The following is a 26378-nucleotide window of genomic DNA, read 5'->3' as shown; positions in this document are numbered from 1 at the left end:
GCATGTATGATTAAGAAAATTGCGACACAAGAAAATCATCTCAAGCTGTCGTGTCATGCGATTCGCCCTATGCAAAAGGTATCGCTTGCTACATAAGCATGCTTTTCGATAAGCAACTCCACTAAGTCGAGTCAATTGGTCGAGATATGATCCTGCTAAATCAATCTATTCATCCAGCGCCAAAAAATTGCTTAAAGCATAAAACATACTTAATTGATATGAATTATTTGATTTAAAATAATCATATCCATCTGTTAACCGCCTGTCAAGAATGAGATTGAAAAGTGAAATCTCGCTTCTTACTTAGTGAAAATAGGCCCTTGCTCCATAGTTATTCTTTATTCAGCGGCATACAGAAAAGGATGGGAGAGTATCCCATCCTTCTTCCCATTCGGTACCGCGTTGCAAGAGTGGAACCGTTTCGTCTGCTTGCTTTGCGCCAATGCGCATGCCTTGGTTGTGATTATTCTACAGGAATCCAGATTTCTGAGTAATAGTCTGGCTTGAAGGGATCGTCATCGTCGTACACTTCGAGTTCGGGTGTGCCGGCCAGTTTATAACCGCTTGAGGGAAACCATTCAGAAAAGATTTGTTTCCATGCTTTTTGCATGGCATGGGGCATCGGGCCGTGAACTTCAAAAACAGCCCAGGTAGTTGCAGGAATTTCCAATTTCATTAATCCGTCTGGCGTCTCCCCGTCATGTTCCACAGCGATCCAATAGTCTATTGCTTTTTCCGGTCGCACATTACTTTGATCGACGCAAACGCCCAATATTCCTTTGATTTGGCCGTTGTTCAGTTTTAGCAATGTTTTGTCTCTTTTCTCCTCATTTATTTCCTGCCAGAATTTCGAGATGCCTTCGAGGTTTTCATTATTGACCAAAGAAAACTCCCTTTTGATCCCCACCACTTGAAAACGGTCTCTCTTAATCATCTTGTATTGCATGGGCTCTGCTCCTTTCAGATTAACCTGTATCACCAGGCGGTTGTATGCTTTCAGCTTTCCTGTACACTTGCGCGCCTCGCTGGGAGTCACGCCGTGTTGTCGGCGAAATGCCTTTGAGAAAGCTTCAGGGGTGTCATAACCATATTTGAGGGCGATATCAATGACTTTGCTGCTTGTTTTGGCAAGTTCTTGGGCGGCTAGGGTTAATCGCCTGCGCCGAAGGTATTCACCAACGGAAATGCCAGTCAAAATAGCGAAGGTGCGCTGAAAGTGAAAGGGAGATGTGTTCGTCTGCCTGGCTATATCCTCGGCGGTGATATTGTCCAGCAAATGCTTTTCCATATAATCGATGGCTTTTTGCAATGATTCAACCCATATCATGGTTCTCACTCCTTACCGTGATCATAACAAGCAATTTCTTGTCCGTCCTGTTCGTTTGTGCTATGTGCTGACAGGGTGAGGTAAAGTCTTTGGGAAGTGGGAAGTGAGGGGAGATTAGATTAGGATGTGTCTGATGAATAGACACGGCTCCCAAACCATTTTCTCATTCGCTTCACTTGTGCATCGGCGCTCTTCGCGAAAAGGTTTTTCCGCCGCTTCTTCCCCACCAACTTGATTGGCCGGACACACCCTGGAAAACATTGTAGTTGCGGGCGGGTGAGGTCAGAGTCAAAGCTGAATACGAGGAACGGCGATTGTGGGACCTCTTACATGATAGCACGTTGAATCCCCGGCGAATCGATCACTGCCAGCCTGCAGGCGTGACCGAACATGTCTGCATTAAGGATAAATTTATTTAGAATAATTGTTAGGTAATTTTAAATTGTAGTTTATATTTGTTATTATTTAAATGTAGTATGATTATTTGTTTGTTCGTGGAAGTAATCGGTTGCAAGTCTGTTTTTAGGGTGTCATTAGCTGGCATGTTTGCAAGTCCAAACAAATGAATGCAAAGGTGGGTGTTTCCATGACGAAGCTGTACTTGGCGATGGAAAAGGATCTACTGGTGGTGGATGTGCAAGGGGAACGAATCACAACCAAGCCAACGTTGCAGGGAATGCAACCGATTTGTGTGACATTCGATCCTTTTCGGCCGGAGCGTGTGTACTGCGGCACCTTTGGTCGGGGACTGTGGCGCAGTGATGACGGGGGAGAGACGTGGGAGCCTTGCGGTTCACCTGGCCTCTACACGGAACCGCTGATGGGGCGGGGAATTAATCAGGCTATTGTAACGGCGGTTGCAGTAAGTCCCGTTCAACAGGCTAACGGCTATGGTGTGGTGTTTGTGGGGACCGAACCGACCGCTTTGTACCGCTCTGACGATGGCGGGGACACTTGGACGGAGCTGGAAAACGTCCGCCTGTTGCCATCGGCGGCCACTTGGAGCTTCCCACCTCGCCCCCATACCAGTCACATCCGCTGGATCACGCCAGATATTAAAGAAGGGGAAAAAATCTATGTTTCCATCGAGGCTGGCGCATTCATTCGCAGTCTGGATGGCGGCCAAACATGGGAAGATCGGAAGTTTCGCGGGCCTTTGGATACGCATACCTTGCTGACTCATCCGATGGCTCCGGGTCGGTTGTATGCGGCGGCGGGTGACGGATTGTTTGAGGTGGGGCGCGAATACTTGGAGAGTAAGGACGCTGGTCTGACTTGGGAGAGCAAAGCTGAAGGGCTTAAGCATCATTATCTTTACGGTATGGCAGTGGACCCGGGAAATCCCGATGTGATTATCGTATCGGCATCGGTTCATGCGATGGAAGCTCATCATCTGCACCATGTCACACCGGAATCCACCATCTACCGTAAAGAAGGAGATCAGCCGTGGCAGGAAGTGAGGGAGGGGCTTCCACCGACGGAAGGCATGGTGATTCCCATTCTTGCAGCTAATCAAGATGAGCCAGGCGTTTTTTACGCTTTGACCAATCAAGGATTGTATCGCTCGGCGGATACTGGTTTGACATGGCGGCGTTTGGAGATCGACTGGAAAGAGGAGTATGAGCGGCAGCATCCGCATGCGTTGGCGGTGAGAGGCTAATACATCAACGTGGGATCTGGATAGCATTGGATTAAATAAAATAAAAAGATGGCAGGTACCTATGAGGCTGACCGTTTCTTTGGGTCAGCCTCATTTTGATTTTAAATAAGAATACAGTGTAAGGGATGGTTTTTATTTAGTAGCAACAGTTGACACAACGGCGAGAGCAAACTAAAATATCATTTGAGATCGAGAATCGTTATCATCCATTGCAAGGGTGAAAATCGGAGTTTGTGTCAAGCGTTCGCCGCATGACTGATTGCAACACATCACGTGTTGTCTTTCAGGTTAAGGCGATTGGAGGGAGAAAATGTCCAGGCTTTTTACTGAGAACTTAAGAATAGCCTATGGAAGCCAAGATATCGTCAACAATTTGAACTTAACCATTCCAGACGGGAAAATCACTGCGATCATCGGACCAAATGGGTGTGGCAAATCGACTGTGTTGAAGACCATGGCGCGCATTCTTTCCGCAAAATCAGGAGCAGTGTTTTTGGACGGCAAAGACATTACGATGGTAAAAACGAAAAAGATTGCGCAAAAGATGGCGATATTGCCTCAGTCGCCGGACGCCCCGGAAGGGCTTACTGTAGCCGAACTCGTTTCTTATGGAAGGTTTCCATACCAAAAGGGGATGGGCAGGCTACAAGAAGCCGACTGGAAAGTAATCAATTGGGCCATGGAGATCACCGGCGTTTCCCAATTCAAGGACAGAGCGGTGGATGCTTTGTCAGGCGGACAGAGACAGCGGGCGTGGATCGCGATGGCACTGGTCCAGGAAACCGATATCATTCTGCTTGATGAACCGACAACGTATCTTGACTTGTCGCATCAACTGGAGATATTGGAACTGCTGAAACATTTGAACGAAAAGGAAAAGCGCACCATTGTGATGGTGATCCATGACCTCAACCATGCGGCTCGTTTCGCGGATCACATCGTGGCGATGAAAGCGGGAGAATTGGTTAAAGAAGGGACAGCGGAGGAGATCATCACTCCCGAAATCCTTCAGCGTGTCTTTAACATCGATGTTGAAGTTGGCATAGACCCGCGGACGAAAAAGCCGATGTGCCTCACATATGATTTGATTGATCGGTCTTATGCCGCAGTGAGTGATTGATGTGAGAGAGCTTGGCGGAACAGCGTTTTTTGAGAAATAATCGAGAATGATTTTTATTATTAAAATAAGTTGGAGATGAGAGAACAATGCGCATACATAAAAAACGGATGCTTTTCAGCATAATCATGATGGTTATGGCGGTCTTACTGGCCGCATGTGGGGGCAATGCGGGTCAATCGACCACGGATTCCACATCAGAAACCAGAACGTACCGTTCTGAACAAGGGGATATCAAAGTCCCTGCGAAACCGCAGAGAGTGGCTGTGCTGGCTGCGACTTATGCAGGAAACTTGCTGAAACTTGGCATCAAGCCGATCGCTGTCAATGAATGGCCGAAAGGAAACAAATTTTATGAAGGTCAGTTGGATGATGTGGAAGTGGTCACCGAAGATTCCGTGGAGAAGCTCTTGGCGTTAAATCCCGATTTGATCATTACCTACTCCAACGATAAAAATCTTAAAAAATATGCTCAAATCGCGCCAACGGTCGCATTTACTTATGAAAAATACGACTATCTGCAACAGCATATCGAGATTGGCAAGCTGGTAGGTAAAGAAAAGGAAGCCAGAGAATGGGTTGCACAGTGGCAAGAGAAGGCAAAAGCCGAACGTAAAAAAGTTCAAGCTGCTATCGGTGAAAATGCCACCGCTACCGTGTTGGAAACGTTCGGTAAAGACATGTACGTGTATGGAAAAAACTGGGGTCGTGGGACAGAGGTCATCTATCAGGCGCTTGGCTTGAAACCGACCAAAAAGTTGGAACAGGATGTGTTCGGGCCTGGGTATAAAGCGATTTCCAAAGAGGTGATTCCACAATACGCAGGTGACTACCTCTTTGTTGGCCAAGGGGATGATTCGGCAGACAATTCGTTTATGCAAACCGATGTTTGGAAAGGCATTCCTGCAGTGCAGAAGAACCAGGTGATTCTCTTCGACTCCAAATCTTTTTATTTCAATGATCCGATTTCCCTAGAAAAAGAGATGGAATTCATTGTTGACTCCCTGACGAAAAGAAAATGACTTCAAAGTCTGATAAAGGATACATGCCCATGATTTTTAGCAAAAACAAACGGATGCAAGCAGGAGACGCCGTTTTTTCCCGACCGGTCATCGGGGTTACAGTCCTTGGGTCTGGCATCGTTCTCCTCATGCTCAGCATGGCGTTTGCCATTTCGGTCGGGGCGGCTGACATTGACTTTTTCACTGTGTGGCGATCGATATTTGACTATGATTCAACGCGAGAGGCGGATCAAATCATTGTCAGCCTCAGGTTGCCTCGCGAGCTGGCAGCAGCGGCCGTGGGGGCGGCCTTGGCGGTCAGCGGCTCCATCATGCAGGGAATGACCAGAAATCCTCTCGCCGACTCCGGTTTGCTCGGTTTAAATGCCGGTGCCAGTCTGGCCCTGGCGTGTGTCTTTGCTTTTTACCCGAGTGCCACCTATTTATCGGTCATGATCGTTTCTTTTATCGGTGCCGGAATCGGGGCTGCGATGGTGTTTGGCTTGGGTTCTTTGAAACGAGGGGGCTTAACCCCCCTTCGCATCACATTGGCGGGGGCTGCCGTCTCAGCTTTATTGTCAGCGATGGCGGAAGGCATTGCTCTTAATTACAAGTTGTCCCAAGAACTCACTTTCTGGACGGCCGGAGGGGTGTCAGGGACAAACTGGGTTCAACTGAAATGGCTGTTGCCCGTCGTCGGCGTTGGCATCGTGATCGCCATCATGTTTTCAAAAGGGTTGACGGTGTTAAGCTTTGGTGAAGAAATCGCCAAAGGGTTAGGACAGCGCACGTTATTGACGAAAACCGTCCTTATGTGTGTCGTGCTCATCTTGGCCGGGGCAGCCGTTTCCATCGCCGGGGCCATTGCTTTTGTCGGTTTGATGGTGCCTCATATGATTCGCTTTATGGTGGGTACAGATTACCGGTGGATTATCCCCTGTTCGGCCATTTTTGGGGGTATGTTGATGGTGCTGGCCGATACGGCGGCGAGACTGGTTAATGCACCATATGAAACGCCAGTGGGAGCCATCGTTTCCATGGTTGGTGTGCCTTTCTTTCTTTATCTCGCGCGAAGAGGAGGGAGAAAGTGAACATGATCCATGCGAAACAGCGCGCAAGAGTTCGGCTTGCAGTCATCATTGCTCTGCTGTTCCTGTTGGCACTGATTGTGGTGAGTGTGGCGACGGGGTTTGTGTCGCTGTCTCCCGAGCAATTGGTGCGGACTTTATTGGGGCGGGGCACGGAAAAAGAAGAGTTGATATTATACGGCTTTCGGTTGCCGAGAATAGTGATCACGGTTTTGGCAGGAATGGGTCTGGCTGTTTCCGGTTCGATTTTACAAAGCATCACCAAAAATCCGCTGTCAGATCCAGGTGTGTTGGGGATCAATGCGGGAGCTGGATTCATGGTGGTGGTCTATGTGATGTTCTTTACCGTAGAATCATCCACTTATGTCTATATTCTCCCGCTGTTTGCGTTGTTGGGTGGCATTATTACGGCTATCTTCATTTACACCATGGCCCATAAAAAAGGAGAGGGGGTCGACCCGACTCGGCTGGTGCTTATTGGTGTGGGGATGGCTGCTGCCCTTAACGGCGGGATCATCACGTTGACTTCCCGTCTGGGACAGGAAGAAGCCTCTTTTTTTGCCAATTGGATGGCGGGCCGGATTTGGGGAGACGACTGGACATTTGTGTTGGCGTTGCTACCATGGATTCTTGTTTTGCTTCCCATTGCATGGGCGAAGTCCCATGTTTTGAACACATTGCATTTGCATGAGCATGTGTCCATCGGGTTAGGTGTTCATGTAGAGCGGGAAAGACGCTTGCTCATTTTGATCGCGGTGGCCCTTTCGTCAGCTTCTGTGGCAGTGAGTGGAGGGATCGCTTTTGTCGGTTTGATGGCTCCGCATATCGCTAGATCGCTGGTCGGGCCACGCCACCAGGGAGCTCTTCCCATCGCGGCTTTGCTTGGTGCGATATTGCTCCTTGCCGCTGACACGATCGGCAGGGCCATGACAGATCCCATCGGCATTCCCGCCGGCATTGTTGTAAGTATCATCGGTGCGCCCTATTTTATGTACTTAATGGCTAAAAAATAGTTCATCTGGAGGAGAGGCACATGAAAAAAGATGGCCTGTACGATGTTACGATCATCGGGGGAGGGCCGGTCGGGCTGTTTAGCGCATTTTACAGCGGCATGCGAGAAATGAAAACCAAATTGATTGAATCCGGGCCGGAACTGGGCGGCAAAGTCTCCATGTTTTTTCCAGAGAAAACCATCAGAGATATCGGTGGCATCCCGGCAATCACTGGTGCTGATCTCGTCGAGCGGCTCAAGGAGCAGGCGCAAACTTTTGCACCGACAATCATTTGCGGACAGCGCATTTCAGGACTGGAACGGTTGGAAGACGGCACCTTTCTATTGACCAGCACCCAAGGAGACATCCACCATACACGAACCATTATCCTGACAGTGGGTCACGGTATTTTTGAACCGATCAAACTGGATATAGAAGGCGCGGAACGTTATGAACAGAGCAATTTGCACTATTCGGTGGGCGAATTGGACAAGTTCAAAGATAAGCACGTTCTCATTTCGGGAGGCGGAAACGCAGCGGTGGATTGGGCTAACGAATTGCTGCCGATCGCCAAAAAGGTGACGGTTATTCACCGCAGAGATGAATTCCGGGGCCATGAACAGCATGTCACCCATATGAGCGAAGCGGCAGTCACGTTGACCCCATACGCGTTGAAAGCGTTACATGGGGAGTCTGATCACATTCAAAAAGTGACGATTGAACACTTGGAAACAGGAGAAACGCGCGAGCTGGAGATCGATGAGTTGATCGTAAATCACGGAATCAGGGGAGATTTAGGCGGAATCAACAATTGGGGACTGGAAATGAAGGACGGGCATTTTGTAGTGAACAACGCGATGGAAACGAATATTCCCGGTATTTTTGCGGCCGGGGACGCAGTGACCTATCCCTACAAATTGAAGCTCATCACGGGAGGTTTCACAGAAGGGCCGGTCGCTGTGAACAGCGCAAAGAAACATTTGCAGCCGGAATCGCCATTGGCTGATTTATATTCCACCCATCACGATAAGTTCGTTGATGCCTGATGAACACCTGATTGGCTAAACGGCTCAAAACCTTCTATGGGAAAAGTGACAGGATTATAATCTTGTCACTTTTTTATTTTCATTTCGGGCAATAAGTCATGTTGAGCGCGCCTATGCGAGCAAATGCTATGTGCTATTGCAAAGCAATTACCTAGGCCATGTCAGTTGCATGACGGTTGTTCGATAGCGATTCACATTGCATGACAAAAACCACATCTTTTTCACGGACGTAAAAGATGAGAATGGAAAAAAAGGGCGAGTTGGGTATATCTTCCAACTTTGCCCTTTTGTTGTTGTGTCGAAGCTGATTTGAGCGATGGATTATTGAGAACGGATCGTTTTGACCAAGAGCAACACGCTGATCAGAAAAACGCAAGTGATGGAACTGCCAGCAATCAGCAAATGGGACAGCGAGACGCCTTTGTTCAATATCATAGGGATGAAGCCTTGGGAGATAGGAACCAATCCGGTTGAAGCCATGGTGAACAAGCTCATTACTCTGCCCATTTTGTCCATGTCAATGATCGATTGTAATGCGGTGACCATGGTTGTGTTGGCAAAAGAGGAAAAGATCCCCGTGAACAGCAGGGCGATAATGGCCGGAATCAGTTCTTTGGCAAAACCGAGCCCCATCATGCTGAAGCAGAAGAAGAGCATGAAGATATAGGACCACATGGCCCGTTGTTTCGTGATATTGATCATGCCGATGACGATCGCGCCGATCAAGGACCCGGCGGTCAAAGAAATTTCAAGGTAGGTGAAATCCATCGCGGTTCCGTTTAGTGTTTCCGTCACAAACGTGGGAATAGCGATAGACAAGGGACCGACCAAGAAAAAGACAGAAATGGCATTTGTAAGCAGAATGGAAAACTTGAATCGGTCCTCTTTTATGTAAAGGAACCCTTCCTTGATTTCTGCCAACATCGATTGTTTTTCCTCTGATACTTCATCTGGCGCCGATTGCTGTGGCTGATCGCGGACGCCCAGCAAGAACACGGAACCAAGCAGCAGCATGACGCTGATGAGGCCAAAAGACCAATCATATGAGCCCCAGGTGAGAGACATTCCGGCGATGACAGGTCCGACGAGCACGCCGACTTGCTGGATGGTGAAGTTGTAGCTGTTGGCCGCGCCCAATTGCGAATCGGGAACGATTGTCGGAATGATGGAGGATGCCGCAGGCCAGTAGAATGATTCCAAAACTCCGAACAACAGGGCAAAAATGATCAAGATGGTGAAGGTCAATTGATCAGAAAGAAATAGAAATGTCATGGCCAACAATAGCACAAATCTGAAGAAATCAGAGTAAAACATGATAAGGGACCGTTTGAAGCGGTCTGCTACCACGCCCCCCACACTCATCAGCAACAAGCGTGGGATCGCTGTGGCCATCAATACATAACCAAGCATCGAAGGCATTTGCAAATGTTTGGAAACATACCAAGTTTCAATCATCAGATAGGTGGAAGTGGCCAAGCTGCTAAAGATGATGGAAATGATCAACATCAAAAAAGAACGATTTTTTAACAGAGGAGTGGGCGACGGTTTCTCTTGTGTGACACTCATTTCTTTCGATAAGGATTCATTCATCATTTAGACCTCGCTTTTACAAAAGAAGTTGAGCCACATGACCAAAATCCGCCAAAATGTGAAACGCAAGATTGTCCAACGGAATCGAGCGTGTTGAAAAGGTAAATAGTCCTTGTAGGAGAGCGAATCTCTTCCCGTCCGCTCGTTTTTTCCTCGGGTATCCCTTCGCTGAATAGGAGTAGAAAACCATCGTGATGCATCAATACATGTTCCCAGTCAAGTGATAGGCGAAACCCACTTCAGGCAGATTAGCACACTTGTGGCGGAATGTGTTTATCTTCTAGATTATAGTGATAATATACATATTCTATATAGTTTTCGTTTATTTAAAAAATCCCGCTCCACACCAAATATCATATATAATAACAATTTAAAAAACAACAAAAATCTCCTTTTTTAATGAAATGAGAGTCTGCTTCATAATTGTTCCCTTGTATTTTTTTAATAAATGAACATTGGTCATTCATAAATTTTATGGTTTATTTAGGATGTGATGGTGGCATATAATAGCTGTTGGGTCTGATATGACTAGTTTTTTTAAAGAAGTGCTGTTCGCGAAGGAATTTATATGTAAAAAAACAATATTTCTTATTAATTGTCTGTTAAGTTGTTGACGAATGGAAATTTATATATTTAAATTAATGGTATCGAATGTAGTAAAGATTGTCTATGTAATTTATAACACAACTGCATGAATTTATGCTCATAACATCTCAGCTGTTAAGCAGAGGTGATGGTTTCTTATTACACTGGACTTACAGGCATACCCAAAAACGTGGAATTAGGGAATAATTGTTTTTGTTTGGTATGGGAAAGGTGGGATGGGAAACGGAAATGTTGAAAGAAATGGTTTTCTATTTTTGAAGATCACTGTCAGCCTGATTTAATATTGGCAAATAGGAAGAGCGCATCCCAGGCCAACTTTTCTTTGCCGAGTCTGAGCTTGGGGGGCTACGAAAAGATTGAATGGTACATATGGTTGGGCGCTCATCGAACTTAGAGCGGCATTTGTTTTTAGTGTTTTAATAGGAAATTAGAATACGGAAGATTGGATTTATTCGTAAAAGGCATATAAATGTGCATGGTGCAGGTTTGCTCTGATCGGGGGTGAGCGATTGATACGTTCTCAACCGGAAGGATTGCAACCTGTTTGATGATGCTTTTGGCGGTGGGGAGGATGGTTGTTCCTGTCCATATCTGTGCGCGAGATACTGCCAGTTGTTACGAAGATCATGTGTTGGAGGTGATGCACCACTACATAGACATCATGATGAATTGGAATGCCTTTAAGAAGAATCAAATCTGATCGCCGCCTTTGTTGGCGCGATTAGGCGTGTCTGATGAATAGCACAGAGAGGATAAAAAGTTAAGGGGTGGAAACAGTGTCGCCTTATACGCAAAACAAAGAGGTTTTGTCAAAGGATCAGGCGTATGATTGCGACTTGATCATGCAAGTGCAAGGCGAGGTAGATGCGGAATTATTCAAATACTTACTTGATGCATTATATAATGAACATTCCGCCGATGGGCGACCGCTAACATTTAGCGAAGATGACTTGCGCGGGCTGTCGGCGGAGCAAAAAGCGTCAATCATCCAAGCGCATCGGCGCGGTGAGGGGGAGAAGACGGATTCTGCTTCCCTGCAGGTGATTGTCGTTCAGGATGACGGCGGGATCAGCTGGCTCATTTTCCGATATGATCGGCAAGCGATCGACGGAAAAACGCTGAACCTGATGATCCGTAAAGCGTTTGGCGCCTACAACCAACAACGGTTGGGCCAAGAACCGAAGCACCTGTCCGCGTTTCATGAGCAACGGATGGAGCAGTCGCTGGAAGTGGCGAAAGCATACTGGAGCGGACGGTTTGCCGACTATGAACACAAACCGTTTTTCCCCGCCATACCCGTCGATTTGGAAAAGGATGGTTTGACGTCTCTCTCTGTAACCTTGCACTTGGACAGCGAACGAACGGACAAATTGTCGAAGGTCGCTGCCCAATTGGATGTGCCATTGCCCACCATCTTGCACGGGGTCTGGGGCGTTTTACTGCAAAAGTATGGGAACGCGGATGATGTGTCATATTTGTCCATGAAACCGGAGCGTTTCCCGTTGGCCCGGGATGTGCGTCAGGCGATCGGTCTGTGTGTTGACGCGACACCGGTTCGTGTTTACGGAGACAACCCATCCTTTGCGGCCATCGTGGCTGATTTGCACCGTGACTTGGCTAAGGGGCGGGAACACGGTGGATTGCATCTGGCTCAGCTTGCGGATTGGACGGGATTGGCCGTCGAATCGTTCGATCATTTCTTCGTCTGTGATCTTGACTCGGAGCAGCTCAGGGGTGTGCAAGACGATCTGACCCTGATCGGTGCCGAACGGTCGGAGCAAGCTTCATTTAAGCTCAAAGTGGTGGCAACGAAAGCTGAAGATGGATTAAGCATTGATTTCATTTATGATTCAGCAAGCTATCCCCAGACATTTGTGCAAAATATGGCTGGGCATGTGGAGCGGATCATCGAAGCAGTCATCCGGAATCCGCATGTACTGGTGAGTGAAATCGACCTCTGCACTGAAGAGGAAAAACATACCATGCTCTCGGGTTTCAACCCGGACCCAGTGAGTTATCCCAAGCATAAAACAGTGCAAGCGTTATTTGAAGAGCAAGTTGAACGACATCCAGAGCGAATTGCATTGAAATACGAAAACCAAACGGTTACTTACAATGAGTTGAATCGACAAGCTAACCAGCTGGCACGGGTGTTGCGCGCGCGCGGGGTGAAGCGGGGCGACAAAGTGGGACTGATGGCCAAGCGCTCTCCAGAAATGGTTATCGGCGTACTTGGCATCATCAAAGCGGGTGCTGTCTATGTTCCTCTCTCCCCCGATTATCCGGAGGAGCGCATCCGATACATGGCCGAAGATTGCCAAATGTCGCTGTTGCTCAAACAGCCGGAAGCCATGCCAGAGTTTGCCTACGAGGGTGAGATTTGCCCCTTGGTGAGGGATATCTGGATCGGGGAAGACGACAGCAATGTGGAAGATGTCAACACCAGCGACGATTTGATTTATGTGATTTACACTTCGGGATCGACAGGCAAGCCGAAAGGGGTGCTGATCCGGCATTACAACTTGACGCGCACGATGATTAACTGTGGTTACATTGAGATCGCAGAAGATGACACGATATTGCAATTATCCAATTTTGCTTTTGACGCTTCTGTGTTCGATATGTTTGGCGCGCTGTTGCATGGTGCCAAGTTGGTGCTTGTACCCGAAGAGGTGCTCATGGATCTCAAGCAGTTGACCCGGTTGATCAAAGAGGAAGCAATCACTGTCAGCTTTATGACGACCGCTTTGCTCAACACGTTGGTAGATTGGGACCCACATGCACTCGCTGGGCTTCGCAAAATTATCTTCGGCGGGGAGAAAGCATCACTCAAACACGTGGAGAAAGCATATGCCGTGTTGGGGGATGGGCAGTTGATGAATGCATACGGCCCCACAGAAACATCGGTTTTCACCACGATGTATCCGATTAAAGCATGGGACGCGCAAAAGGGCATTCCGATCGGTAAACCGATCAATCATTCCCGCGTCTATGTTTTAAACAGACACAATCAACTACAACCGATCGGTGTTGCCGGAGAGCTTTGCATCAGTGGCGACGGAGTAGGTGCCGGTTATTTGAACCGTCCAGACCAGACGGCACAAGTGTTTGTGGACGATCCGTTTACGCCGGGTGAAACGATGTATCGCACAGGGGATTTGGTTCGTTGGCTACCGGATGGCAATCTGGAATTTTTGGGCCGTATGGATGGCCAAGTGAAAATCCGGGGACACCGGATCGAGTTGACGGAGATTGAATTGAAATTGCTTGAACATCCGGCTGTGCAACAAACGATTGTGACCGCAGGCAAGGATGAGGATGGTCATTCTTTCTTAAGTGGCTATATCGTTTTGGACAAACCATGCGAGATGGCGGATATCCGCCGGCATTTGGCGACAACCTTGCCGGAATATATGGTGCCTACGTACTTGGTGGAACTAAACGCCTTGCCGCTGACGGCCAATGGCAAAGTGGATAAACGGGCATTGCCTGATCCGCGATTGCTTGACAGCGAGCCGACAGAAGAGCTATCCGCTCCCACCAACGAAACGGAACGCAAGCTGGCGGCCATTTGGGAAGACATTTTAGGCATTAAGCGGATTGGCATTACTGACCATTTCTTTGAATCGGGCGGGCACTCACTGAAAGCAATGCAGCTGATTGCGCGAATTCGAGATCAATTCGGTGTGGAAATGTCTTTCCAAGATGCGTTTGATTATCCGACGATCAAAGAGATGGCTTCGTATATTGCTGGAGCTAATCAATCACATGTCACCATGATCCAACGCGCTGATGAGCAAGATTATTATCCTGTGTCGGCTGCGCAAAAACGGCTGTATGCATTGCAACAATGGGAGAACGTGGGAACGGCGTACAACACACCGATCTTGTTGGAAGTGGAAGGTCGGTTGGATGTTAAAGCCTTGACGGATGCACTTAACGCCTTTGTCGATCGTCATGAAGCGCTGCGTACCTCCTTTACGTTTGTGGATGGAGAGCTGGTGCAACAGATTCATCCCCGCTTGGAAGTGGAGATGAAACACGTCACCGTGTCGGATGAGGCTGAGCTGGAGTCACTTGTGCAAGGAATGATTCAGCCGTTTGATTTAAGCCAGGCACCGTTGTTTAGGGCGGGTGTGTTCAGTCTGTCCGATGAGCGGCATGTGCTGGTGCTTGATATGCACCACATCATTTCAGATGGGATTTCGCACAGCATTTTGTATCGCGAACTGGGGGCGCTTTACCAGAAACAATCGTTGCCGGAACTGCCGATCCAATACAAGGATTACGCGGTATGGGAGCAAAGCCGGGATGTAGCGAACGAAGAGAAAGAGCGGTACTGGCTGGAGCAGTTTGCCGGGGAAGTGCCGGTGCTGGAATTGCCAACTGATTATCCGCGCCCGTCGATGCAACAGTTTGATGGGGAAGTGAAGACCTTTTATCTGCCAGAAGAGGTGGAAGCGCAGGTCAAACAATTGGCCAAAGAGCAGAAGAGCACCTTATTCATCACCTTGCTCGCTTCCTATTATGTGCTCTTGTCCAAGTATTCGGGGCAGGATGATATTATTGTCGGTTCGCCGATCGCCGGCCGCACCCAAAGCGAGCTGGAACCGATCTTCGGGATGTTTGTTAACACCTTGCCGCTAAGAGCTCATGTACCTGGTGAAGAACGTTTCACCAGCTTCCTGAAGAGATTGCAAGCGCAGATGCTGGAAGCATATGAACGGCAGGATTATCCGTTTGATGAGCTGGTCGGCAAATTGGGTTTGCAACGCGATCTGAGCCGCAACCCGTTGTTTGACACCATGTTTGTGTTGCAAAACATGGACTTGTCCATGATCCAAATCCCAGGGCTCACTTTCCGCCCGTATCCGATTCAGGCTAAAAAGGTGCAGTTTGATTTGGCTTTGGTGGTGACGGAGGAAGAGCGACTTCAGTTTCAGGTGGAGTACAACACCGCGCTGTTTAAGCGGGAAACGGTGGAGCGCATGATCGGCCATGTGGAGCAAGTGTTGCGCCAAGTGACGGCCAATCCGGAGATTCCTGTGCGGGAGATCAGCCTGATCACCGAGCAGGAGAAGCAACAGGTGTTAGAAGTGTTTAACCGCACTGAAGCGGAGTATCCACATGACAAAACCTTGCCAGAACTCTTTGAGGCGCAGGTGGCGCGGACACCGGACGAACCGGCGTTGGTGTTTGGCGAAATCCAGCTGACATACCGGGAATTGGATGAGCAAGCAAACCGCTTGGCCCGGGCGCTACGGAAGAAAGGCGTACAACCGGAACAATTTGTAGGCATTCTGCTGGAGCGGTCTCCAGAGATGATTATCGCTCTGTTGGGTGTGCTGAAAGCGGGGGCAGCTTATCTCCCAATCGATCCTGAGTATCCTCAGGAACGGATTCGTTACATGCTGGACGACAGCCAAGCCAAGTGGCTTATCACCCAGCAGGGAGTGGATGTGCCAGCGGAGTTTGCGGGTGAGACGATCCGCATCGAAGAGAGCGAATGGCGAGAGGAAGAAGGGACGCCACTTCCCGTAGTCAACACCCCTGAACATCTGGCATACATGATTTATACCTCGGGTTCTACCGGGAAGCCGAAAGGAGTCATGATCGAACACCGGGGTGTGGCCAATTTGCAGCTGATGGCTGAAACGTATGGCATCGGCCCGGGAAGTCGAGTGTTGCAGTTCTCCTCGATCAGTTTTGACGCGGCGGTGGGCGATATTTTCCACACCTTGCTCAATGGAGGCGCGCTCTATCTGATCAAGAAAGAACAATTGTTGGATGGAACCGGATTTGTGCAATGGTTGAAAGAGCAGCGGATCACCTCGATGCCGTTTATCCCGCCGTCCGTGTTGCGTACGCTGCCGTATCTGGATTTGCCCGACCTGACTACCATCAGTACTGGGGGAGAAGCGTGCTCACCGGATTTGGTGAAAGTCTGGGGACAAGGACGCACGTTCCTGAACGCTTACGGCCCGACGGAAGGGACGGTAGATGCGACGATCGGTGTGTGCTCTCCGGAAGCGGAAACGATCACGATCGGAACCCCGATCCGCAATAAGAAAGCGTATGTCTTAAGTCCAGAAGGACAATTGCAACCGATCGGTGTGCCGGGCGAATTGTGCATCGGTGGAGAAGGATTGGCGCGCGGGTATTGGAACCGGCCCGACTTGACCGCGGAGAAGTTTGTACCCAATCCGTTCCGTCCGGGCGAGCGGATGTACAAAACCGGAGACTTGGTGCGGTGGTTGCCGACAGGGGAGATCGAATACTTGGGACGGATCGACGATCAGGTGAAGATCCGTGGGCACCGTATTGAAATCGGTGAGATCGAGACCATGCTGTTGGAAATGGAGCAGGTGGAAGAAGCCGTGGTGTTGGCCAGAAACGACAAAGGAAGCGGTGCTTACCTCTGTGCGTATATCGTCTGGAAAACACCTGGTTCGGTCAAAACCTTGCGTGATGACTTAAGCGCTATCTTGCCGCATTACATGATTCCGTCCTACTTTGTAGAGATGGACAAAATTCCGCTGACCCCCAACGGTAAAGTGGACAAAAAAGCGTTGCCTGAACCGGAGGGACGGGTGCAGACCAGCGCGGAGTATGTCGCACCGCAAACGCCGATGGAAACACTTCTAGCACAGATTTGGGAAGAAGTGCTGGGCGTCGAGCGTGTCGGAATCGAAGACAACTTCTTTGAATTGGGTGGCGATTCGATCAAGGCGATCCAAATCTCAGCTCGGTTGCACCAACAGCAGTGGCAGTTGGAGATGAAAGGATTGTTCCGCCATCCCACCATTCGGGAGCTGGCACCGCGCATCACCAGCAAGGCGGAAACATCGGCGGAGCAAGGTGTTGTGACCGGCAATGTGCCACCCACTCCAATTCAACAATGGTTTGCTGAACTGAACAGCCAAGCATCGCATCACTACAATCAAGCGATGATGCTTCATCAGCCGGAAGGATGGGACAGCGAGCGAGTGAAGTCCACGCTGACTCGACTCGTGGTACACCATGATGCACTGCGCATGACTGCGGCGTTTACGGACGATGGCTTGGTGCTGATAAATCAAGGCTTGGAAGCAGACGGCTTCACACTGAGCGAGTATGATTTCACAGGTGTGGCGGACGTACGCGCGGCGATTGAACAGGAAGCCAACCGTCTGCAACAGTCTATCGACTTGGAGCAAGGCCCGTTGGTTAAAGTGGGGCTGTTCCACACTGCTGACGGTGATTATCTGCTGCTGGTGATTCACCATCTGGTGGTAGACGGTGTTTCTTGGCGCATCTTGTTGGAAGACTTCACGACTCTGTATGAGCAAGCAGACGCATCCTTGCCGCTGAAAACAAGTTCCTTCCAAGCATGGGCGCGGAAGTTGCGCGAATACGCTGTCAGCCCGCAGCTGTTGGCGGAGATTCCGTACTGGAAGCGGGTAGAAACGGCACAAGTGCCGGCGTTGCCGAAAGATCGCGAGCCAGCGACGGAAATCTATATGAAGGATCGCGATTCGGTGCGCGTTCACTTGTCAGACACGGAAACGGCGGCTTTGCTCACGCAAGCGCATCGGGCTTATCACACAGAAGCAAATGATTTGCTGATCGCCGGTTTGAGCATGGCCCTGAAAAGGTGGACTGGGCAAGACAAAGTGGCTCTGTATTTGGAAGGACATGGTCGCGAAGAGCTGTTTAAGGAGATCGACTTGACCCGGACAGTGGGTTGGTTCACGTCCCTGTATCCCGTGGTGTTGGACATGGCTTCAGATGAGATGGGGCGGATCGTGCCGACAGTGAAAGAAACCCTGCGCCAAGTGCCTAACAAAGGAGTAGGCTACGGGATATTGCGGTACTTGACTCCGGCCGAAATGACCTCCGACTTGTCTTTCAGTTGCAAGCCGGAAATCAGCTTCAACTATCTCGGTCAATTTGACCAAGGCGGGTTGGACCCATCATCGATGCCGACCGGGGAATGGTTCAGTCCGGAGACGCCAGTCGATGTGGCCATTGAGATCAACGGTTGGGTCACCGAAGGGCAACTTACGCTGGAATGCAGTTATGATCGCACTGCGTTCACTGAGCAAACGATCCATCAGTTGCTGAACGAAGTTAAACGAAGCTTACATGCGTTGGCCGAACATTGCTTGGCACAGCCAGAATCACTGCGGACGCCAAGTGATTTCAGCATCGGTTCCTGTTCGTTGGAAGATTTGGAGCTTGTACGCAACATCGTGGCCGAGGCAGAGATTCAAGATTTGTATCATCTGTCGCCCATGCAAGAAGGTATCTTGTTCCACGCTTTGAAGGACAAAGAGAGCGAAGCGTATTTTGACCAGATCACTTTCCGCATGGAAGGCGTTCTCGATCCTGAGCGGTTGAAGAAAAGCTTGGATTCGCTCATTCAAAAATATGATGTGTTCCGGACGGTGTTCATCTACGACAAGGTCAAAAAGCCGATCCAAGTCGTGTTGAAACACAAAGAGGCGACGTTCAGATATGAGGACATCCGTCATCTGGCTCCGGCGGAACAAAGCGCACACATCGAAGCGTTCAAGCGGCAAGATCGGTTGAAAGGATTTGATCTGACACGTGATGTGATGATCCGGTTTGCTTTGTTCCAAACGGGTGACCGTCATTATCAAATGGTGTTCAGTTCCCATCACATCCTGATGGATGGTTGGTGCTTCGGAATCATTGTGGAAGATTGGCTGAACTTCTATATCGACGCGCAGCAAACAGAAAGCGCCGCTCCCTACAGTGAATATATTCGCTGGTTGGAACGTCAGGATGACCAACAAGCGACCGCTTACTGGAAAGAGTATCTGCACGGATACGAACAAGCTGTCTCGATACCGCAAGATACGCTGGACGGGCGTCGAGGAAGCGAGCCCAAAGCAGAGCTGGACTTCCGTTTGGACAAGGAGCTGACAGAGCGGCTTACACGTACGGCGGCACGGCAACGCGTTACGTTGAACACGATGTTCCAAGCAATCTGGGGCGTGTTGTTGCAACGCTATAACGATACGGATGATGTCGTGTTCGGAGCGGTTATCTCTGGACGGCCGACAGAGATCCCCGATGTGGAAAAAATGGTCGGCTTGTTCATCAACACCATCCCGGTACGGGTGCAAGGGCAGAGAGACACCTCTTTCACCGATCTGCTGGCTGAGATGCAGGAAAATGCGTTGGCGTCTGAACGGTACGGTTATAAATCATTGGCGGAAATCCAAGCTGGTACTGATTTGTCCGGAGCGTTGTTTAACCACATTTTGGTGTTTGAGAACTATCCATTGGATCAAAACCTGTTTAGCAAGCGGGCGGATGAGCTCGGGTTTACCATTACGGGGTTGGATGTGTTTGAGCAGGAGAACTTTGAATTAAGCGTAACCATCTATCCTGGTGAGCAACTGCATCTAAAAGTGCAATATGACCAAGCTTTGTATTCGCAAGACAAGATCGAACGGCTGTTCACCCATTTGCAAACAGTTATGGAACAAGTGGTTACGACTCCTGAGATGAAGTTGGCAGAGATTGAAATCGTATCTGAGGCGGAGCGGACGCAACTTCTGACAGCGTTCAACCGCACGGACCGCCCTTATCCGCAGGACAAAACGTTGCATGAATTGTTTGCGGAACAGGTGGCTCGTACCCCAGATCACCCGGCGGTTGTCTTTGAAGATGTCAGCTTGACTTACCGAGAGCTGCATCAAAGATCCAATCAATTGGCAAGATCACTGCGTGATATGGGGGTTACACGCGACCAATTTGTGGGGATGTTGACGGAGCGCACGCCTGATATGATCGTCGGCCTTTTGGCGGTGTTAAAGGCGGGCGGGGCTTATGTCCCGATCGATCCCGATTATCCGCAAGAACGGATCGCCTTTATGTTGCAAGACAGCCAAGCCCGGTTGTTGTTAACCCACAGCCATATTCAGGTTCCTTCTGATTTTGCTGGCAAAGTGATCCGATTGGATGAGCCCAGCTGGTACGAGGGAGATGCTTCGGAGTTGGAGCAGATCAACCAGCCGACCGATTTGGCTTATATGATCTACACCTCCGGTTCCACTGGCAAACCCAAAGGCGTCATGATTGAGCATCTCGGGGTGTGCAATCTCAGTGCGATGGCTGACCTGTATCAAATCACTGAGGGAAGTCGGGTGTTGCAATTCGCTTCCATCAGCTTTGACGCTTCCGTATCTGAGATTTTCCCGGCCTTGCTGACCGGAGCGACACTTTATCTGGTTCGTAAAGAGCAGCTGGTACCCGACCGGTTTGTACAGTGGCTGAAAGAGGAGAAAATCAACTTCTTGGGACTGTCGCCATCGGCGTTACAAACGTTCCCATATGCGGAATTGCCGGATTTGCGGACGATTTTGACAGGTGGGGAAGCTGTCACCAGCGATCTGGTGAAGCGCTGGGCCCAAGGCCGAACCTTCATCAATGCTTACGGGCCGACGGAAGTGACAGTGGACGCCACGTTGGGATATTGCCGCGCTGAAGACGACAAACCGACGATTGGCACGCCATTCCCCAACAAAAAGGTATACATCTTAAACCGGCACAACCAATTGCAACCGATTGGCGTACCAGGAGAGTTGTGCGTCGGCGGGGTTGGCTTGGCACGAGGCTACTGGGGTCGTGAAGATTTGACGGCTGAGAAGTTTGTGCCCAATCCGTTTAACCCTGAGGAGAAAATGTATAAGACCGGCGATTTGGCTCGTTGGTTGCCCAATGGAGAAATCGAGTACCTTGGCCGGATTGACGATCAAGTGAAGATTCGTGGACATCGCGTGGAATTGGGAGAAGTGGTTGAGCGCCTCCTGCAATTGGATGGTGTGCGGGAAGCAACGGTCGTGCCTTATCTTGACCATCAGGGATATGCGTACCTGTGCGCGTATACGGTCTTGGCGGAAGGGATGACAGTGGCGCAGGTTCGGGAACAATTGGCGGCACAGTTACCCAATTATATGGTTCCGACCCAGTTTGTAGAGATGGACGCCCTGCCGCTCAACGCCAATGGCAAAGTGGACCGAAAAGCTTTGCCGAAACCCGATTCGCAATCCCAAACCCAGCGCGAGTATGTCCCACCTGCTGATGAATTGGAACACAAATTGGCGGAAATCTGCCAACAACTGATGGGGCTGGAACGCGTCGGGATGAACGACAACTTCTTCGAGCTGGGAGGACACTCGCTGCTGGCGATGAGCTTGGTGTCGCAAGTGCACAAGGTGTTGAACATTGAGATTCCGCTCAATGTGATCTTCACCAGCACCACGCTGAAAGAGTTGGCTCAATACTTGCGTGATGCGGACAAGGGCGCTTATGAGGCGATTGTGCCGGCAGGAGAGCGGGAAGCTTATCCGGTTACCTCAAGCCAAAGAAGAATGTTTGCCATTGACAGTTTGGGCAATGCTGGCACGGGTTACAACTTGACCGCCACCCTCATGATCGAAGGAGAGCTGGACCCCGAGCGCTTGCGTGCAGCGTGGAATCAACTTGTGGAGCGGCATGAGCCATTGCGCACCTCTTTCCACTTGTCCGATGGGGAATTGGTGCAACAAATCCACCCATCCGTCACTTGCGACATCGAACGGATGGAAGTGGAGGAAGCGAAGGTAGATGCCTTTATCGGCGAGTTTGTGCAGCCGTTTGAGTTGCATCAGGCGCCTTTGGCCAGAGTGGCTTTGGTTCGCCTCACTGAAACCAAGCACCTGTTTATCGTCGATATGCACCATATCATCACCGATGGTTTGTCTGTAGGCATCCTGTTTGATGAGCTGGCGCAATTGCTTCAAGGCAAATCGCTGCCTGAGCTCAAAGTGCAGTACAAGGATTACGCTGTATGGCAAAAATCTTTTGCCGCGTCGGAAACATACCAAAAACAAGAAGCGTTTTGGTTGGATGCGTTTAAAGGGGAATTGCCAACCCTGTCCTTGCCGACGGACTTTGTTCGGCCGCCGGTGAAGCAATTTGACGGGGGTTTGATCCGCTTTGAGTTGGATGAAGAATTGACCGCAGGGCTGAAACGCGTAGCCATGGAAAACGGGACAACCATGTATATGACGTTGTTGGCGGCATATAACGTGTTGTTGTCCAAGTACAGCGGACAGGATGACATTGTCGTCGGTAGTGCCATTGCCGGCCGGAACCATCCGGATGTGCAATCCATTTTCGGGCTGTTTGTCAATACATTGGTCTTGCGCAACCATCCACAGCCGCAACAAAGCTTTACCCAATTCTTGCAAGCGGTGAAGGAGCGGACGCTCCAATGCTTTGACCATGCCGATTATCCGCTGGAAGACCTGATCGACAAGTTGCAGCTGCGTCGGGACATGAGCCGCAACCCGCTGTTTGACACCATGTTCAACTATGAGGGAGATGATGCCCTGTCGGCGGAAGTTCCCGGACTAAAGCTGAGTCATTATGATTTGCAGGAGAAAGTAGCCGCGCAATTCGACTTGACTTGGACGGTTTATGAGGATGAGGACCGCTTGCGATTCGCTTTGTCTTACGCCACCAGCCTGTTTAAACAGGAAACGGCGGAACGGATGGTTTCTCATTTCATCCATCTTTTGCAACAAGTGGTTAATCATCCGGACAGCACACTGGATGACATGGCGTTGATCACCGAGGCAGAAACGCAACAGATCTTGCACGTGTTTAATAACACGCGGGTGGAATATCCCCCGGCCAAACCGTTGCCAACGTTGTTTGAGGAACAAGTGGCACGGACTCCCGACCGGATTGCGATTGAGTTTGGCGACGGGAAATGGACGTATGCCGAAGTGAACGCCCGTGCAAACCGCTTGGCTCGGATGCTGCGCGCCAAAGGTGTCGGTCCCAACCAAATCGTCGGCTTGCTGGCAGAGCGTTCACTGGAGATGATGATCGGCATCCTGGGAATTCTCAAAGCCGGTGCGGCGTATATGCCGATTTCGCCTGAATTCCCAGCAGAACGGATCGCCTACATGCTCGACAACAGTGAAGCGCGCTTGATTTTGTCACTGAGCAAGTTCCGTGACTTGGCCGGTACTTTCGACGCTGATGTACTCTATCTGGACGAACTTGCGTTGGAGCAAGGGGAAGCTGATAATCTGCCAGCCACGGCTACCGTGAGAGATTTGGCATATGTCATTTACACTTCGGGGTCTACCGGAAAGCCCAAAGGGGTCATGATCGAGCATTACACGGCGTATAACCGGATCGAATGGATGGCGCGCCAATATGCGTTTGGCCCGGAAGATGTCATCTTGCAAAAAACGCCGATCGTGTTTGACGTGTCGGTGTGGGAGTTGTTCTTGTGGTTCTTCGTCGGTGCCCGTGTGCACTTGTTGGAGCCGGGCGGTGAGAAAGCGCCGGAGATTATGATCAGCACGATAGAACGGTATGGCATCACCACCATGCACTTTGTACCGTCCATGTTCCATCTGTTCTTGGAACACCTCCATGAAGCCAACTTGCCTCGCTTGTCCAGCTTGCGGCGGGTGTTCACCAGTGGGGAAGCGCTGTTGCCCAACCATGCTGCCCGTTTCCGGGACACGATGCATCGTGTGAATGGAACCCGGCTGTACAATCTGTACGGGCCGACGGAAGCGACGGTAGACGTCTCTTATTACGATTGCCCGACAGACCATGATCCAGCTGTGATACCGATTGGTAAACCCATCGCCAATGTCCAATTGCTGGTGCTGGATGAGCGCAACCGACTGCAACCGATCGGTGTGCCAGGTGAGCTCTGTCTGTCCGGAACCTGTCTGGCCCGCGGATACCTCAATCGGGAAGACTTAACCCGGGAGAAATTTGTTCCCAACCCCTATCTCCCCGGAGAGTTGATGTACAAGACGGGAGATTTGGCACGGTGGATGTCCGATGGGAACATCGAGTATTTGGGGCGCATGGACCATCAAGTGAAGATCCGGGGTTACCGGATTGAGTTGGATGAAGTGACCGGTCAATTGATGAAGCACCCCGCTGTGAAAGATGGTGCGGTGATCGCCCGCCATGATGCGCAAGGGCAGGCTTACCTGTGCGCCTACCTGGTTAGCGAGGCGGACTGGGATGTGGCCGAATTGCGCAAGCATATGGGCCAAGGGTTGCCTGACTATATGATTCCGGCCTACTTTGTGGAACTGCCCGAACTGCCGCTCAATGCCAATGGTAAGTTGGATCGCAAAGCGTTGCCCGAACCGACCGAATACGTTGTGAGCGGAGCGGAATATGCGGCGCCCACCAATGAAGTGGAAGCCCTGCTGGCTGAGGTGTGGCAGCAAGTACTGCAGATCGGGCGGATCGGGATTCATGACAACTTCTTTGAATTGGGCGGAGATTCCATCAAAGCGATTCAAATCGCAGCCCGTCTGGCACAACATCAACTGCGCCTGAACATCAAAGACATCTTCCAGTATGAGACGATTTCTGCACTGGCGCCGTTTATCGAACGGAATCAGTTGGTTATCGATCAAGGGCCGGTCACGGGCGAAGTACCGCTCACTCCGATCCAGCGAGATTTCCTCACGTTGCATGCGGAGGCACCGCATCACTTCAACCAGGCGATGCTGTTGACCCGTCGCGGTGGTTGGGATGAGGAAATGGTGCGGACCGTGTTCGCCAAAATCGTGGAACACCACGACGCTTTGCGCCATGTGTTCACCCAAACGGACGGACAATGGGTGCAAACTGGACGCGAGCCGGAAGCGGACGCGTTTACGCTGGAACTGTTTGACCTGGCCGGGGAGCCGGATGTGGCCGCCCGCATCGAGCGAGAAGCCGACCGCTTGCATGCCAGCCTAAATATCGAGGCAGGTCCGTTGATTCGATTGGGATTGTTCAAGGCACCAGAAGCTGACCATCTGTTGATCGTCATTCACCACTTGATTGTGGATGGGGTGTCTTGGCGGATCTTGGTCGAGGATTTGGAGGCGGGGTATCGCCAAGCGCTCACGAATCAACCGATCAAGTTCCCGGATAAAACCCATTCTTACCAGGCGTGGAGCCGGATGTTGCGTGAGTATGCCAACAGCAAAGCGCTGTTGAAGGAGATTCCGTATTGGCAGGAGCTGGAGAGCCAACAAGTCGCGCCGTTGCCACGGGAAGGTGCGCAAGACGCAACCCAGGTGTACGGGGATCAGGACACAGTCGTCGTGCGATTGCCTGAGTCGGTGACCAAACAGCTTTTGACAGATGCCCATCAAGCATACCGGACCGAGATCAACGACCTGTTGCTGGCCGCTTTGGGCTTGGCGCTCAAAGATTGGACAGGAGCAGAACGTTTCGTGGTTCATTTGGAAGGGCATGGGCGTGAAGAGATCATTGAGGATATCGATTTAACCCGCACGGTGGGTTGGTTTACTTCGATTTATCCCGTAGTGGTGGATGTAAGCGGGGGCGACTTGGCAGAGTCGATCAAACAGGTGAAAGAGCACTTGCGCAAAATCCCCAACAAAGGTGTCGGCTATGGTATCCTGCAACATCTGACGGCGCCGGAGCACAAGCAAGACCTAGCTTTTTCCCTGTCTCCCGACATCCTGTTCAACTATTTGGGACAATTTGATTCCGATGAAGAGGAAGGGGAAGTGGTGATCAGCGACTTGCCGACGGGACAAGCAGTAGGGGCTTCGATGCCAAACCGTTACCTGTTGGAAGTGAATGAATTGATTGTGAAAGGACAATTGGAGATACATCTTACTTACCACACCCACCTTCACCGGAAGGAAACCATGGAGGCCCTTGGCGAGCGTTACCGGCAATACCTGATTGACTTGGTTGATCACTGCCTGTCGCAGCAAGAGCCCAATTACACGCCAAGTGATTTCAGTTCAGACGATTTAACTTACGACGAACTGGATAGCATTGCTGAACTTCTGGATGATCTGTAAGACATGACGTTTGTATGGGAAGGAAACGGGGTGGCGCAATCAGTGGCGCTACCCTCCCCTCCCCAAGTACTGATCA

The 26378-nt window shown here is 50.3% G+C and carries 10 protein-coding genes; 8 read left to right on the top strand and 2 right to left on the bottom strand.

The window, feature by feature from the left end; all coding sequences use genetic code 11:
- Nucleotides 1-463 precede the first annotated feature (463 nt).
- Nucleotides 464-1327 carry an AraC family transcriptional regulator gene (locus NYR52_RS10640; RefSeq protein ID WP_132222192.1) on the bottom strand — a complete coding sequence of 288 codons (864 nt, stop codon included), beginning with the start codon at nucleotides 1325-1327 and terminating at the stop codon, nucleotides 464-466.
- A 586-nt stretch (nucleotides 1328-1913) separates the two neighbouring features.
- Between NYR52_RS10640 and NYR52_RS10635 the strand changes: the two genes are divergently transcribed.
- From NYR52_RS10635 to NYR52_RS10610, 6 genes are all read left to right on the top strand, one after another.
- A complete protein-coding gene (locus tag NYR52_RS10635) occupies nucleotides 1914-2987 on the top strand; it encodes a WD40/YVTN/BNR-like repeat-containing protein (protein ID WP_259435615.1) in 1074 nt (357 codons plus the stop codon).
- 310 nt (nucleotides 2988-3297) lie between these two features.
- Entirely contained in the window at nucleotides 3298-4107 is an 810-nt protein-coding gene (locus NYR52_RS10630; RefSeq protein ID WP_259435614.1) for an ABC transporter ATP-binding protein, read from the top strand.
- 86 nt (nucleotides 4108-4193) lie between these two features.
- Nucleotides 4194-5126 carry an iron-hydroxamate ABC transporter substrate-binding protein gene (locus tag NYR52_RS10625; protein WP_022736331.1) on the top strand — a complete coding sequence of 311 codons (933 nt, stop codon included), beginning with the start codon at nucleotides 4194-4196 and terminating at the stop codon, nucleotides 5124-5126.
- 29 nt (nucleotides 5127-5155) lie between these two features.
- Nucleotides 5156-6196, top strand: a complete 1041-nt coding sequence (locus NYR52_RS10620) for a FecCD family ABC transporter permease (RefSeq protein WP_259435613.1) — start codon at nucleotides 5156-5158, stop codon at nucleotides 6194-6196.
- A gap of 2 nt (nucleotides 6197-6198) precedes the next feature.
- Entirely contained in the window at nucleotides 6199-7206 is a 1008-nt protein-coding gene (locus NYR52_RS10615; protein ID WP_259436754.1) for a FecCD family ABC transporter permease, read from the top strand.
- A gap of 20 nt (nucleotides 7207-7226) precedes the next feature.
- The gene (locus NYR52_RS10610) at nucleotides 7227-8231 is read left to right on the top strand and encodes an NAD(P)/FAD-dependent oxidoreductase (RefSeq protein ID WP_259435612.1); all 1005 of its coding nucleotides are present in this window, start codon (nucleotides 7227-7229) and stop codon (nucleotides 8229-8231) included.
- A 321-nt stretch (nucleotides 8232-8552) separates the two neighbouring features.
- Here NYR52_RS10610 and NYR52_RS10605 read toward each other — a convergent pair whose 3' ends face one another.
- Nucleotides 8553-9824, bottom strand: a complete 1272-nt coding sequence (locus NYR52_RS10605) for an MFS transporter (protein WP_132222184.1) — start codon at nucleotides 9822-9824, stop codon at nucleotides 8553-8555.
- Between the two features lie 1147 nt (nucleotides 9825-10971).
- On the opposite strand from NYR52_RS10605, the gene NYR52_RS10600 reads away from it, so the two are divergent.
- The gene (locus NYR52_RS10600; RefSeq protein ID WP_259435611.1) at nucleotides 10972-11127 is read left to right on the top strand and encodes a hypothetical protein; all 156 of its coding nucleotides are present in this window, start codon (nucleotides 10972-10974) and stop codon (nucleotides 11125-11127) included.
- 76 nt (nucleotides 11128-11203) lie between these two features.
- Nucleotides 11204-26302, top strand: a complete 15099-nt coding sequence (locus NYR52_RS10595) for a non-ribosomal peptide synthetase (RefSeq protein ID WP_259435610.1) — start codon at nucleotides 11204-11206, stop codon at nucleotides 26300-26302.
- Nucleotides 26303-26378: the final 76 nt, after the last annotated feature.

The sequence above is a fragment of the Laceyella sacchari genome (genome assembly GCF_024927925.1).
GTDB lineage: Bacteria > Bacillota > Bacilli > Thermoactinomycetales > Thermoactinomycetaceae > Laceyella > Laceyella sacchari.
This window is presented reverse-complemented; position numbering and strand designations above follow the sequence as displayed.